Source organism: Sorangium sp. So ce321, assembly GCF_051530195.1.
Taxonomy (GTDB): domain Bacteria; phylum Myxococcota_A; class Polyangia; order Polyangiales; family Polyangiaceae; genus Sorangium.
In genome coordinates, this window is record NZ_CP150329.1 from 5,509,321 (window position 1) to 5,523,703 (window position 14,383).

Sequence of the window (14,383 nt, forward strand, 5' to 3'; positions counted from 1 at the left end):
GTGGTGAGTGCGGGCTAGGTCGCGGCCAGCGGCGTGGTGGCTGCTGGCTGGGTCGCGTCGGGCGCGATGCCCGTGAGCGGGGCGGTGGCGTCGGGCGCGATGGCGGCCGGCGCGGTGGCGTCGGGTGTGCTGACGGCCGGCGCGGTGGCGTCGGGCGTGCTGACGGCCGGCGCGGTGGCGTCGGGCGTGCTGACGGCCGGCGTGGTGGCGACGGTCGCCGGGGCAGGGGCTCCGCTCACCACGAGGTGAATGAACTGCAGCTTGGCCACGGCGACGCGCGGCAGCACGAACGGGTAGAAGTCGTGCTGGCCCATGCTGCGCGACATCTCGTTGAGCACGCCAGTCAGCTCGACCCACGCGTTCACGAAGCCGAGGAAGCTCTTCGCGTCGGGATCGTCCGGCCGCCACAGCGCGTCGTTGCCCCAGGGCTCGACGTCGAGCTCCACCTCGTCGGCGTCGATGCCGAAGCTGAGCGCCGTGTCGACGGTGTCCACCATGTGGAGGTAGTGCGCCCAGGTCTCGGCCCAGTCCTCCCACGGGTGCATGCTGGCGTAGGCGCTGACGAAGCGCTGCGGCCAGTCGGCCGGCGGGCCCTGCTCGTAGTTGGCCTTGAGCGCGGCGGCGTAGTCCTGCTGCTCGTCGCCGAACAGCTCCCGGAACGACGCCAGCCAGCCGGTGTCGCGCACCAGCCGGTCCCAGTAGTAATGACCCACCTCATGGCGGAAGTGCCCGAGCAGCGTGCGGTAAGGCTCGCGCATCGCCGCGCGGATGCGCTCGCGCGTGGCGTCGTCCGCCTCCTCGATGTTCAAGGTGATCACGCCGTCGGCGTGGCCGGTCATCACCCGGGGACCGTCCGGCGGCGAGGCGAGGAAGTCGAAGCAGAACCCGCGCTCCGGGTCCTCGCTGACCTTCGACTTCACCGGCAGGTTCAGCGCGAGGAGCTGGGACACGAGCCGTCGCTTGGCCGTCTCGATGCGGCGCCACAGCGCCTGGTGCTCGGCATTGGTGGCGTCTGGAATGGTGCGGTTGAGCCGGCACGCCACGCAGAGCGCGGGCGTCTCCTGCCCTTCCACCGGGACCAGCCAGTTGCAGCCCGACGCCGAGTCGAAGTTGCCGCAGCGCCCGTAGAGCCGCGGCGGGGCCGCCGTGTCGTCCCAGAGCTGCCAGGTGTCCTCCGTCGGGCCGGGCTTCAGCGGCAGCACCTTGGCGCGCTCGGTCTCGTACCCGAGCTGCGTATCGCAGGCCAGGCACCGGCTGTTGCGGAAGAACACCGGCCTGCCGCACTGGCATCGGTAGGCGCGCGGGGCGGTGGGTTGCTTGATCGGTTTCCATGCGCTGCGCAGGCGCGCGGTCAGGTTGTCGAAGCGACTGGGCATGATGGTGGATAGTCTCGCTGGGAGCCGGTCTCTTTGCTCGCCGGTCGTTGGCATCGTTCGCGTGCGCGTTCGCATCGTTCGCGTTGGCAAGCCGCGTTGGCAAGCCATGTGCCATGCCATCGACGCCGGATCGCGTCACGGGCCTGACCGCGCAGGCCGTCGGAGCAGGCCGTCCGCTTCCGGCGTGGCGGCTCGTGCGGCCGTCGCGGAGTGTCTCAGTGTGGCGAAAGCGCCGTCCTTTGCGTCCGGCAGCCGGGCGGGGCGGGCCGCGCCGACCAGCCGCCAGCGCCGGCTCCAGGGCAGCGCGGCGGCCGGACCGTTCCCGGCACTCCAGGGCAGCGCGGCAGCCCTGCCCGGACCGTTGCCGGTGCCTCGAGCGCCATCGGACCAAGGTCCCGCGCAACCGCCTTGGCGCCGCCCGCCGCCCCGCCGCCCCCGCGACGCTCGACTGGCGCCGCGCCCCGCGCTGCTCCGGTTCCGGAGCGCCCCTATAGGACCAAGGTCCCATGGCGCGCCCGCTCAGCTCCATCCTGGAACAGCCATACGAACGCCCCCGGACGGCCGGCTCCGGACGACGATCCTGACCACCATGGGACGGCGGATGCGCAGCAACTGGTCTGGGGGTAGGAGCCGTCTCCGGGGTGGAAATCAGCCTTCCTCAACCCCCGAGTTTCCACGACTCCTGGAGCGATTGAGGGATCCGGAACGTGACACGGCTGCCGCCTGTCTCCGAGGAGTGCAGCCCCTCCAGCAGCTTGCGCGACAGGGAGGCGGAGATCTTTGCAGCGACACCCGATTGATCCTGCGCCTCGTCTGACAGGAAGAGCATCCAACGCATCGGTCCCATCAGGAGGCGGGTCCAGTCCGCCTTCTCGAGCCCAACAGCGTCAGCCACCGCCTCGCTGCATAGCTCACGCATCGTCGCCACGACGATGCCGTCCATCATCGTGCCCGGGATGCGCATCTCCAGGTACTCGACGAGCGCCTTGGTCAGCGCGACCCCATCCGCCGAAGGCCTCACCTGGCGCTGCTGGATAGCCTCCCAGAGCTGCTGGGCATCTTCCATGTCGCGGGGCAGCAAAGCCGAGTGGATGCCCAGGAAGTGACCGATCACCTTCCAGCAGTGGAAGTAGGCGTCCTCCTCCTCCGGGGTGAAGTCCAGCCCGAGCCTGGTCAGCACTCGGGGGACCAGGGCCAGCGTCAAGAGCGTCGCGACATGATCCTCCTGATTGGCCGGAATGCCCCACTCGGACGTTTGCCACTTGGGGTCGCGCCCGATGTGGTAGCGAATGGTGGCATGGAGCAGACGGATCTTCTGTGCCGTGCGCACCCCGAACCCCTTTGGCCCGAGGCCGCCCTCCACCATCACATCCAGGACGAACTGCGCCGTCTCGATGATCCGGCGGTGCACGTGCTTGTCGATGCCGCTCGTCCAGGTCAGCACCTTGGACGCCTTGGCCCACGCGTAGCAGCACGGCAGGGACCAGGTGAAGTAGGCCAGGGTCATCTGCATGCCATAACGCTGGAAGAGCCGCTGGCCCAGACGGACCTTCTCCGCATCGGCCCACTCGGGCCAGTCGTCCGTCTGGTTCAAGTACTCCTCCACCGCATCCGGCATCTCCGCTGGAACGAGGTGCACGTTCGACTGGATGCTCTTGAGCATCCGGTTGACGGTCTCCACCTCGTTGTCGGCGAAGACCTTCTGAATAACCCCGTCCGCAACGGGCTCGCCCATGGAGCGAAAGGGTTCGAGCACCTCATCAGTCCAGCGGCCGCGGGATGAAGAAGTCGAGGACATGATGGGGTCTCGCTTGTCCAGATGTTCAGACATCGGGAAACGATCCTCCCATGCTGCTCTTTTGCGTGTCAAGGCACGGCGACCGCAGTGATCGCCCGCTTGCCTCCCGGGGAGGACGAGGACGTCGGGGAAGAATTGCGGCTGTGCATCCTGGCAGAGCTCCGGGCGATGGCGATCGGGGCGCCGCACGCGCGGCGGGCGGTGCTCATCGACGCGGGGAGGGGTGCGGATCGGTGCGCCGGTGAAGGAGGGGAGCAAAGAGGGCGAGCCCAAGGAGCATTGGAATTTCTTCGAGCCCCCGAAGGGTGGAGGGGAAGGGGATTGCCGGGCGTCCCTGCGCGTCGGATCGTCGGTTCGGTGTGCCGGAGCGGGGCGTTCAGGCTTCAGCGCACGCGATGTCCCGTTCGGGCGGTCCGCGCGGCGGGGTGTACTTGGTCGGCGCTCGCCGCCGGAACTGGGCGGGGAGAGGCTAGCCCACAGCGGGCGCGCCGCTGGGCGCGGCGCCGGGAGCGGGCGGGGCCGCCGTGCCGGACGGCGCGGCGCCGGGAGCGGGCGGGGCCGCCGTGCCGGAGGGCGTTCCCGGGGCCGGCGTGCCGGGCGACGCTGCCGGCCCGCCCGGGGCCTCGTCCGGCGGCGTCGTCGCGGTGTCGGTGGACGATGTCGCGCGGCCCGTGCGCCCCTTGTAGAGCGACGGGGCGATCACGTCGGCGTCCCCCTCGTCCCAGCGCAGGAAGGCGATGGCGCGGCGGACCTGGTCGTAGGCATGGACGAGCAGAGCGAAGGCGCGCGCCCGCTTGTCCGCGGCCTCGGTCGGCCCGGGCCCCTTGCCGTGCTCCCGCACGCCGAGGGCGGCGAGGAGCTGCGGCCCGATCTCCCCGGCGCGCTTCACCTCCTCCGCGGTCGCCGCCGTCTTGCCGGCGATCTCGGACCAGCTCGCGCTGAAGAGCGTCGAGAGCGCCACGAGGTCGTTGGCCACGTCGATGTGCCCCTGCCCCGCGCGGATGTCCGCGACCGTCGCCGCGTCGAGCAGGCCGCGGCGGGCGAGCGCCTCGGCGTCGCCGAGCAGGTTCTCGCGCAGCGGCGCCGCCTCGGCGAGCAGCGGCTTCACCGCGCTCTCGGCATCTCCGCTGGACAGCCACAGGAGGTGCGCGTACCAGGCGGCGAGCGCGTAGGTATCGAGCCGGTCCAGCCGCGCGAGTTCGAATGTCGGCAGGTGCTCCGCGATGTCGGCGCGCAGCGCGCGGAGGCCGGGCAGCACGCCGAGCACCTGGGAGACCACGCGGGGCACGTCGAGGTTCATCGCGATGAGCCGGTCCGGGCTCAGGGCCTCGATCTCGGGAAGCGCCTTGTCGAAGGCCGCCGCCGCCTGGGGCGGGGCCGAGGGCTTGCTAGGAACGGGCTTTTTCTTGACCGAAGAAGATTGCGCCATGAGGGGATTACCTCTCGTTCATCTCCATCGCCGAGCCGAGGACCGGAAGGACACGCCCTCGACCTCCCGCGATGGATGGGTTGTGAGCGCCCGGCGCGCGCCGGACGTTCCGGCCAGGCATAACGACGCGTCTCCATGCGTCAACGCGCCTGGCAGGATCCTGACGACAGGCCGCCCGATATCGTACGCTTGCGCCAGGGCAGCGCGGCAGCCCTGCCCGGACCGTTGCCGGTGGCTCCAGGGCAGCGCGGCAGCCTTGCCCGGACCGTGTCCGGTGGCTCCAGGGCAGCGCGGCAGCCTTGCCCGGACCGTGTCCGGTGGCTCCAGGGCAGCGCGGCAGCCTTGCCCGGACCGTTGCCGGTGGCTCCAGGGCAGCGCGGCAGCACTGCCCGGACCGTGTCCGGTGGCTCCAGGGCAGCGCGGCAGCCTTGCCCGGACCGTTGCCGGTGGCTCCAGGGCAGCGCGGCAGCCCTGCCTGGACCGCGTCCGGTGGCTCCAGGGCAGCGCGGCAGCCTTGCCCGGACCGTTGCCGGTGGCTCCAGGGCAGCGCGGCAGCCTTGCCCGGACCGTTGCCGGTGGCTCCAGGGCAGCGCGGCAGCCCTACCTGGACCGTTTCTGGTGCCTCGAGCGCCAGCGGACCAAGGTCCCACGGCGAGGGCTGGAGGTACCCCAGAGCAGCGTAGGCGTCAGCACTGGGCCAGGCGTAGAGGACGGAGGAGCCCATTCCGTCATCTGCCCGGCAATTCTCGCCCAAACGGCCCGAGACGTTGCGGTTTCTGCCGGTTGACGCCAAGCGGCGGACGTCAGTACCGTGGCCGCGTGCGTTGCATCGCGCGCTCGCTCTCGATCGTTCTCACGCTCGGGATCGCAATCGGCTTCACGAAATCGGCCAGTGCTGATGATACCCCTCTGAAGGCGAGACCGAGCGACCAACTCAGGATCGGGTTCACGTCGCGCCCGTGGCGACCGGGCGATAGACCGGCGTGAGGATCGAGGGACCGTGGTGAGGATCCAAGGAGCAGACGGGATGCATTCGAAAGCAGGTCGGGAAGGCCGAAGCGCTGCAACGTCCGTCGTCGCTGTCGCGCTGTGCTCGGCGAGCGCGATGAGCACGCTGACAGGGTGCGCTTACACCGACCTTTGCTGGGAGGTGCGAACTTGCGCGCCGGATCCGGAGCCCCCGCCAGGACCTTGCGCCGGCGAGCCCGGCACGGCGCCGGCGCTCGACCAATGCGGGGTGTTCGTCAGTGAGAACGGCGACGACAGGAGCCCCGGCACGAAGGACGCGCCGGTGAAGACGTTGCAGCACGCCGTCGGGCTCGCCTCGAGCGGAAGAGGTGGCGGCGAGGGGCCTACCGGGCGCGTCTACGCGTGCGGTGGAACGTTCAGGGAGGCGATCACCCTGCCCTCGGGCGTCGACCTCTGGGGTGCCCGTCTGTGTGACGGCGGCGATTGGTCGTATGATGGGTCGTTCGGCGGGCCGAATGAGTTCACCGTCATCGCGCCGCCCGTGGGGATCCCGGTGCGGGTCCTCGCGGGGGACGACGCGGTCCTCGCGGGGGACGACGCGACGTCGATGATCTTCGGCGTGCGCGCCGTGGCGGCGGACGCTTCCGCGAGCGATGGCAAGTCGTCGATCGCGATGATCTTGAGCCCGGGGGCCAGGGCGACCGTGCGGGAGAGCGCGATCCTCGCTGGCGATGGCAAGGACGGCGAGCCGGGCGAGGACGCGCCGAGCTTCCGCGCGGATCCCGGCGTGGTCGGGAACGACGGCGCGGACGCCTGCACCGCGGACGTGGCGATGGGCGCCCTTCCGGTCGTGACCGTGTGCGACGACGGCATCGAGTCGGCGGGCGGCTACGGGGGCGACGGCAGGATCGAGAGGGGTGGCGACGGGACGTCAGGGATGCCGGAACCGGCTGGCAATCCGGACGTTCGCGGCCTGGCTGGCGGCGGCGCGTCCAGCATGCCGTGCTCGGACGGGCAGAACGGAGCAGACGGCGCTCCTGCGGGGCACGCTGCCGGAGCGGTTGGAGACGGCCGCCTGGACATCGACGGATGGATCGGCCTCCGCGGCGAGGACGGGAAGCGGGGCGACGTCGGCCAGGGCGGCGGCGGGGGTGGCGGCGGCAAAGGGCGCGGCCCCGTGAACGCGTGTCCGACAGGTCGGCCCCAGGGCGGTGCGGCCGGCGGATCGGGCGGCAGTGGCGGGTGCGGTGGCAAGGGGGCCCAGGGGGGCGGCTACGGCGGCGCGAGCATCGGGATCGTGGCCTTGCAGGGGAGCGTCCTCGCGGTCGAGGCCAGCAAGGTCCTCGGGGCCAGGGGCGGCGATGGCGGGGTCGGCGGAACGGGTCAGTGGGGAGGCCTTGGCGGTTGGCCGAGCCACGGTGGACACGCTCTTGCGACCGGCACGGCGCACGGGTGCGCCGGCGGCGGTGGCGGCAACGGCGGCCGCGGGGGCGACGGCGGCGGCGGGCTCGGGGGTGCGTCCTTCGGCATCGCCTCGATGAGCGCCTCCGTGACCCTCGTGCAGGATGCGACCGTCTTGGCCGGGCAACCTGGCCAGGGTGGCCGCGGCGGCAATACAGGGGTCGTCGATGCACCAGGCCAGGGCAACAGGGGGCCTTCGTTGTTCTGGTACAGGTTCGATGCGCCCGATGAGGAACCACCTCGATGAGCCGCCCTGTGCTGGCAGCCCACGTCAGGAGACGCACATGAGAACGATCACCGCCGCTCCCCTGCTTCTTCTGTTGTCCGCATGGACGACCGGCTGCGGAACCTCGCCCAGCGTGGTCGACCCCGGCGTGGCGGCTTGCGAGGGCACCTCGTGCGAGGACGAGCCGCCCCCGGAGTCGGTCTGCCTCGAGCACATCGCCGCGGATATCATCGACGACGGCTGCGGCGTGTTCGTCGCCGGAAACTTCGGAGGCGGCGACGACAGCAACCCCGGCACCAAGGCGAAGCCGGTGTACAACATCAGGCGCGCCATCCAGCTCGCGCGCACTGGACGAGGGCGCGTGTTCATCTGCAACGACGGATTCATCATGAATCCGATCACAGTGCCCTCCGGCGTGGACCTCCTCGGTGGCTTCGATTGCCGGAAATGGGGGCGTGACCCCCGGCGCCCGTGGTCCGAGCTTCAGCCCGCGGGGGCCACCATCGCCCCCCTGGTGACGATCGAACCCGCGGGCCCTGAGGACAGCGGGGCCGCCGACGGGGTCTCGACGCTCGCCGATCTTGACGTGCCGTCGCGGGGCCCGCTCGGCATACTCGTCCAGTCCAACACGGCGGTGGAGATCGTGCGGAGCAACATTGCCCCGAGCGGCGCGCTGTCAGGCAGCGATGGCGAGCCGTGGACGTCCATCCAGCCGGACGGACCGGATGGCATGTTCGGCAAGGACGCGTGCTCGGCGGCGCGCGTCGCCGGCGGGCCTGCGGTCGTGAACCAGTGCGCGAGCGGGCTCACGAGCGTCGGCGGCAAGGGAGGCGACGGGATGCCCGACAGCGCCGAGACTGGAGGCGACGGTGAGCCCGCCTCGGAGCGGCAGCCTTCGCCCTCGGGCGTCGGTGGTGACGCGGAGGGCATCCGCGGCTGTGCCAGCGGATCCGACGGGGCCCCGGGGTTCCCGGGAACGCAGGGCGCGCCCGGCGAGGGCATCGGGCGCCTCACCGAGACAGGCTGGAAGGGCGACACCGGGGCCCAAGGGGGCTGGGGCACGCCCGGCCAGGGCGGCGGCGGCGGCGGCGGTGCTCGGGGCGGGCTCGCCGTGTGCGGCGTGGCCTCCAGAGGGGGTGCAGGAGGAGGCTCGGGCGGGGCCGGCAGTTGCGGAGGCCGCGGGGGCCGCGGGGGAGGGAACGGACATGCGACCATCGGCGTCCTCGCGCTTCACGCCCGGGTGACCGTGCGCGACAGCAAGATCAAGACGCCCTCTGGCGGCCAGGGCGGCAACGGGGGGGAACCCGAGGACGGCGGCCGAGGCGGTCGGGGCGCTCCAGGAGGCGTTCTGGGGAACGGCTTTCAGTCCTGCGTGGGTGGCAAGGGCGGCCAGGGAGGACCCGGCGGCTACGGCGGCCCGGGGCGCGGCGGCGATTCTATCGGCATCGCCTACCTCGACGAGGACCAGCTCACGCTGGAGGACGTCACCTTCGAGATCGGACCGCCGGGCCCGGGCGGCATGAGCTGGAATCACGATGGCACCACGACGATGGGGCCGAGCGGCGAGCGCCACGAGACGCGGCGCTTTCCCGAATAGCCCGAGGCACACCACGGCAGGACGGCGCGGAGCCCCACGACGGCTAGGAGGAAGCTTCGAGAATCGAGTCCCAGGGCCAACCATCGCAGCACGGGACCGGCGACAGCAATCACCGACGCGTGACCAGGCAGCACAAGACCGTTCCCGCCGATCCAGTCCACGTTAGCGCTCACCGACACGCCGAGCGGTCCGGCAACGTACGCGTTCATTTGCGCGTGCCCGCCCACCGCCATCCGGGCGATGCGCTCTGGTGGGGCTGAGATCCGCCGTCGTGTGGAACCTGAAGGGCGCAACACCGGCGCGGGTGTGGGCGCCCATCGCGCCCAACGCGCTCGCTCGGAACGTCGCGCCGTCCGAGGTACCATCCCGCCCCGTGACCAGCCGCTCCGTCTTCCGTGGCCGCCACGCGCTCGCCGGGCCCGTCTTCGCGCTCGTCCTGGCGCTGGCGCGCGCATCCTCCGCCGCCGACGTCGCGGAGCTCGGCGTCCCCATGATCCGCTCCTTCGGCACGGATGACGGCCTGCCCCAGAGCAGCGTCAATGCCATCGCCCTCGCGCCCGACGGCCACCTGTGGATCGGTACGCAGGGCGGCGCGGCCTACCACGATGGCCAGCGCTTCACGGTCTTGCCGCTCCCGACCGCGGGGTCCGCAGCCTGGGTGCAGTCGCTCGCCGCGACGCAGGACGGCGCCGTTTGGTTCGGATTGGATTCGGGCGAGATCTTCCGTTATGCAGGCGAGCGGTTCACGCGCTTCGGGACGGCCGAGGGGCTGGAGGTGGGCAAGCACGTGTCCACCATCGTCGAGACGCACGAGGGCGGAGGGCGCGCGCTCTGGGCGGGCACGCAGGGCGGCCTTTATCGCTTCGACGACGAAAAGGAGCGCTTTCGCCGGATCGAGCTCGGGCCAGGCTTCGAGCGTACCGCCGCCATCGCCGTGCGCGAAGGCAAGCTCCCCAGCGGCGAGCCGACCCTCTGGGTAGGCACGAGCGCGGGGCTCTTCCATTGCGAGGCCGACCATTGCAAACCGTTTGCCACCACCGCGGATGGGTTGCCCGATCCCATCGTCACTGCCCTCGTCGCGACGACCGGCGACGGGGGCCGGCCGGAGCTCTGGGCCGGTACGATGAATGGCCTCGCTCGTCACGCGGACGGTCGCTGGGAGCAATTCACGACGACGAATTCGCCGCTGCCCGCCAAGGAAGTATTGGCGCTCGCCGAGACGGTGAGCGGCGTCGGAGAGCGGACGCTGTGGATCGGCACCTACGGCGGCGGCCTCGCACGCCTGCGGGGCCCCGCGTGGACGGTGATGACGAAGGCGAACTCGGGCATGCCGGACGATCACGTCATGGTGCTCTCCCCGAGCGGAGGCGCGCACGGCGGGCGGGTGCTGTGGCTCGGCACCAACACCGGCGGCCTCGCCCGATTGCGCCCCGATGGGTGGACGGCGTTCACGCCGCGAAATTCGCCCCTCTCCGGCGCGGTCTACGGGATCGCCGAGGTGCCCTCTCGGGACGGCACGTCCGAATTCTGGTTTGGCATGGACGACGGCACCGTGATGCGGTCCTCCAAGCAAGGCTTCTCGCCGCTCGCCCCACCCGACGCGCTCGGGGGGCTGACCGCTAGCATCACCGTGGTCCTCGCTTCACGACGCGAGCCTGGCGTGGTTTGGCTCGGTGACGATTCCTTCCACCTCCACCGCTGGGAAGACGGGCGCATCACGACGTACCACCCGCGTAACTCTCCCATGCCGCGCGGGAACGTCAGCGACGTGCGCGAGTCGCTGGACGGGCGCGGGCTCTGGGTCACGACGCTCGGCGGCGGCGCCGCGCGCCTCGACGCGTCGGGCACGTGGCAGGGCTTCAGGCGGGAAAACACGCAGATCCTCGATGACCGGGTCACCACCGTCCTCGAGACCACGCGCCCTGACGGCAAGCTGATCACGTGGTTCGGCACGTGCCAAGGGTTGTCCCGGCTCGAGGACGGTCAGTGGAAGAGCTACACGACGACGAGCGCGCCGCTCGGCGGGGATTTCATCACGGCTCTTTCGGAGTTACGCGACACGCATGGCGCGCGTGTGCTCTGGATTGGCACGATGGGCGGAGGCGCCGCGCGCTACGATCTCGACGCGGAGGCGTGGCGACCGGTGCTCGATTCCGACAGTCGGCCGGCGCTGCCGGACGACACCATCTATCAGGTGCGCGCGGACGCGCGAGGTCGGGTCTATCTCTTCACCAATCGCGGCGTCGCGCGCCTCACCCCTCGCGCGCCCACGCAGGACGACCCGGCGGAGTTTTCCCTCTACACCTTCACGACCGAAGATGGGTTGCCGACCAACGAGTGCAACATGAATGGCTCGTTCGTCGATAGCCGCGGCCGCATCTGGGTGGGCGCGATGAGCGGCGCGGCTGTCTTCGATCCGGCGGAGGAGGTCGCAGACGACACGCCCAAGCCGCTCGTCTTGTCCGCGGCGCGCGCGCAGGGCGGCGCGCGGTCGCTCGTCTCCGGCGCGAGGCTCGCCTGGAACCAGAACACCGTCTCGTTCGATTACGCGCTCCTCTCACTGTTCCGCGAGCGCGACACACGTTATCGCGTGCAGATGGTGGGGTTCGACCCATCGCCGATCGAATGGACCACGGACGCCAAGGCGAGGTACACGAACCTCTCCCCCGGCGCATACACCTTCCAGGTCTGGGGACGCGATTCCACGGGCAACATCTCAGGACCGGCGTCGATCGCCTTCCGGGTCGAGCCCGCGCCCTGGCGGACGTGGTGGGCGTATCTCGGGTATGCCTTCGCGCTCGCGGGGGTCGTCTACGTAGGCGTGCGCCTGCGGCTACGGGCGCTCGCGACGCGCAACCGGGAGCTCGAGCAGCAGGTCGAGCTGCGCACGGCCGAGCTTCGGGCGGCCAAGGAGGCAGCCGACGCGGCGAACCGCGCCAAATCGGCGTTCCTCGCCAGCATGAGCCACGAGCTGCGCACGCCGCTCAATGGCATCCTCGGCTATACGCAGCTCGTCGCGCGCACGCCGGGGCTCCCCCGGGAGAGCCAGGCCGGGCTCGGCGTCGTGCAGAGGTCGGGCGAGCACCTGCTCGCGCTCATCGACGACGTGCTCGACCTCGCCCGCATCGAGGCCGGCAAGCTGGAGCTCGTTCCGGGGGACGTCCATTTGCCCCTGCTCCTGCAGAGCGTGGTGGACCTCTGCCGGGTGCGGGCCGAGGCCAAGGGGCTCGCCTGCCATTACCTGCCCGCCGACGGCGCGCCTGCGTGGGTGCGGGCCGACGAGAAGCAGCTCACCCAGGTGCTCTTGAACCTGCTCGGCAATGCGGTGAAATTCACCCGCGAGGGGAGCGTCACCCTGCGCGTGGAGGCCCGGGGCGAGGAGCTCTTCTTTCATGTCCAGGACACCGGGCCGGGGATTGCGCCTGCGGACGTCGCGCGCATCTTCCAGCCCTTCGAGCAATCCGGCGATCGGCGCGCGCGCGCCCAGGGCGCCGGGCTCGGGCTGTCGATCAGCCGCAAGATCGTGGAGCAGATGGGCGGGCGCATCGAGGTGCAGAGCGCGCCCGGCGAAGGCAGCACCTTCACGGTGGCCGTGCGCCTGCCCGCCATCGCGAAGCGGGCACAGGCGGCCGAGGAGCGCCCCTCCGAGATCTTCACCGGCTACGAGGGCGCGCGGCGCAGGGTGGTCGTCGTCGATGACAACGAGAATAACCGCGCCTTTCTGCGCGACGCGCTCGGGCCGCTCGGGTTCGCGGTGGAGGAGGCCGAGGACGGCGTGGGGGCCATCGCGCTATGCCAGGAGCAGCGGCCCGACCTGTTGATCCTCGACCTCGCGTTGCCGGACCTCCGCGGCGAGGAGGTCGCGCGCCGGCTGCGCCACCTGCCCGCGCTCGCGGGGTTACCCCTCGTCGCCTCCTCCGCGAGCGTGGACGAGGAGCAACGAATGCGCGCCAGGGAGGCCGGGTGCGACGAATTCCTCCCCAAGCCGGTGCGCCTTTCGGAGCTCTTCGAGGTGCTCGGGCGGCGCCTCGGCCTCACCTGGATCCGCGCCCCGCGTACAGCGGTAGAGGCGACAGGGGCGGAGGCGCCCGCGCCACGGATCGAGCCGCCCGCGGAGGTCCGCGCGCGGCTGTCCGACCTCGCCGATCGGGGGCGCATCCCGGAGCTGCTCCAGGGATTGAACGCGCTCGAGGCGGAGGACGCGCGGCTCTCCTCGTGGGTGGGCGAGGTGCGGGCGCTGGCCGAGACGTACCGCCTGCGCGAGCTCTGCGCCGCGCTCGCGCCCCCCACGCAGGACCAAAGTCGCGCGGGCTCGCCGTTGAACGCGTGAAAGGCGTCGTCGCGGCCCGGTGCCCGGGCTCGCACCATGCGTCGTCCGGGCTCGCGTAACAGCTTGTAGGTCCGCGCGGTCCGACCGATGGACTTGCCGTCGATGAGCACTTCAGCGTCCGGCGGATCGACGGACGAGCAGGAGCTCAACTGACACGCGAAGCTAGAGCCCGCGGATCCAGGCGCGCAGCGCCGCGAGGCCAGCTTCGTCGACGATCTCGGTGCCGAGGGGCGGCATCGAGGGCCAGTCCGGATCGCGCCTCCGGGCGCGCTCGATCACGTCGCTCTCGTCGGGATCGCCCGCGTGAATCACCGTGCCCACGGCGGTTCGGTACGTGGCGGTCGACTCGACCGACGCGAGCTCGGCGACCCGGAGCGTGAAATCGAAGCGGCGCTCCGGGTCGTAGCAGCGCGCCCCGTCGCTCTCCGGGCGGCGCTTGTTGTGGCAATGGCTGCAGTTCGCGTGCAGCCAGCCGAGGGCGGCGCGCGCCACGGCGTCTCCGGGCAGCTCGATCGGCTGGCGCGGCGGATCCGACAGCATCCCGCGGGCCGCGACCTCGCGGAGGTCGACCTCGCCCTGGCTCGAGGCGAGCTGGATCGCGGAGAACCCGAGCACGCGGCTCTCCGTCCCGCCGTGGCAGCCCATGCACTCGGCCGCCCCGGGCACGTCGTGCGGTGTCCCGCGCGCGTCGTCGGCGCCGCCGGGGGTCGCGAGCGCGTCGGTGCCTTCGGCGTTCCAGACGTAGGCGACCGCGGCCCAGTCCTCGGGGGCGGAGCCCACCTTGGCGAGCAGGCGTGTCTCGACGAGCGCGCCGTCCCTGCGAAACTCCTTCCAGAAGCGGGTCCCGTCGGGGAACTGCCACGCATCCTGATCGCTCGTGTCGATCTGCGCCCCGGGCGGCAGCCGGAGGAACCGCCGCTTCTCCGCGCCGTCGCTCCAGAGCTCGAACCCGGGCTCGTAGGTCACGACGTCGCTCGCGACCGTGCCCGCGGCGATGTCGGCGTAGAGGCCGGTCTGCGATAGCGCCGCGGGCAGCTCGGCCTGGCGCTCCGGGTCGGGCGGATCGCACTGGCGGAAATCGTCGCAGCCGGAGGCGGCGAGCCCGGCGACGGCGAGCCAGAGAAGAGCGCATTGCGCGTGTGTCGGGCCTCTCTCTCGTGTGGACATGGCCGTATCTACGCAGGCGCCACGTGCCAT

7 protein-coding genes are annotated in these 14,383 nt (G+C 71.4%); 3 read left to right on the top strand and 4 right to left on the bottom strand.

Annotated features, from left to right (window positions below; all coding sequences use genetic code 11):
- Positions 1-14 precede the first annotated feature (14 nt).
- From WME89_RS20295 to WME89_RS20305, 3 genes are all read right to left on the bottom strand, one after another.
- Positions 15-1,376: a putative zinc-binding metallopeptidase gene (locus WME89_RS20295; RefSeq protein ID WP_438010771.1), complete on the bottom strand. Its 1,362-nt coding sequence runs from the start codon at positions 1,374-1,376 to the stop codon at positions 15-17.
- Between the two features lie 658 nt (positions 1,377-2,034).
- On the bottom strand, positions 2,035-3,207 hold the full coding sequence (locus WME89_RS20300; RefSeq protein WP_438010772.1) for an oxygenase MpaB family protein: 1,173 nt from the start codon (positions 3,205-3,207) through the stop codon (positions 2,035-2,037).
- Positions 3,208-3,643: 436 nt separating this feature from the next.
- Positions 3,644-4,603 carry a hypothetical protein gene (locus tag WME89_RS20305; RefSeq protein ID WP_438010773.1) on the bottom strand — a complete coding sequence of 320 codons (960 nt, stop codon included), beginning with the start codon at positions 4,601-4,603 and terminating at the stop codon, positions 3,644-3,646.
- Positions 4,604-5,708: 1,105 nt separating this feature from the next.
- Here WME89_RS20305 and WME89_RS20310 point away from each other — a divergent pair.
- The 3 genes from WME89_RS20310 (at position 5,709) to WME89_RS20320 (ending at position 13,186) form a co-directional block, all read left to right on the top strand.
- Positions 5,709-7,280 carry a hypothetical protein gene (locus WME89_RS20310; RefSeq protein ID WP_438010774.1) on the top strand — a complete coding sequence of 524 codons (1,572 nt, stop codon included), beginning with the start codon at positions 5,709-5,711 and terminating at the stop codon, positions 7,278-7,280.
- 37 nt (positions 7,281-7,317) lie between these two features.
- On the top strand, positions 7,318-8,856 hold the full coding sequence (locus WME89_RS20315; RefSeq protein WP_438010775.1) for a hypothetical protein: 1,539 nt from the start codon (positions 7,318-7,320) through the stop codon (positions 8,854-8,856).
- A 373-nt stretch (positions 8,857-9,229) separates the two neighbouring features.
- Complete coding sequence (locus tag WME89_RS20320) at positions 9,230-13,186, top strand: ATP-binding protein (protein ID WP_438010776.1); 3,957 nt, start codon at positions 9,230-9,232, stop codon at positions 13,184-13,186.
- 162 nt (positions 13,187-13,348) lie between these two features.
- On the opposite strand, the gene WME89_RS20325 is transcribed toward WME89_RS20320, so the two are convergent.
- On the bottom strand, positions 13,349-14,353 hold the full coding sequence (locus WME89_RS20325) for a hypothetical protein (protein ID WP_438010777.1): 1,005 nt from the start codon (positions 14,351-14,353) through the stop codon (positions 13,349-13,351).
- Positions 14,354-14,383 lie beyond the last annotated feature (30 nt).

Excerpts from the sequence above, each read along its gene's own strand:
- WME89_RS20315 (WP_438010775.1), top strand. The coding sequence starts at position 7,318 with ATGAGAACGATCACCGCCGCTCCCCTGCTTCTTCTGTTGTCCGCATGG.
- WME89_RS20305 (WP_438010773.1), bottom strand. The coding sequence starts at position 4,603 with ATGGCGCAATCTTCTTCGGTCAAGAAAAAGCCCGTTCCTAGCAAGCCC.
- WME89_RS20300 (WP_438010772.1), bottom strand. The coding sequence starts at position 3,207 with ATGTCTGAACATCTGGACAAGCGAGACCCCATCATGTCCTCGACTTCT.
- WME89_RS20325 (WP_438010777.1), bottom strand. The coding sequence starts at position 14,353 with ATGTCCACACGAGAGAGAGGCCCGACACACGCGCAATGCGCTCTTCTC.
- WME89_RS20310 (WP_438010774.1), top strand. The coding sequence starts at position 5,709 with ATGAGCACGCTGACAGGGTGCGCTTACACCGACCTTTGCTGGGAGGTG.
- WME89_RS20295 (WP_438010771.1), bottom strand. The coding sequence starts at position 1,376 with ATGCCCAGTCGCTTCGACAACCTGACCGCGCGCCTGCGCAGCGCATGG.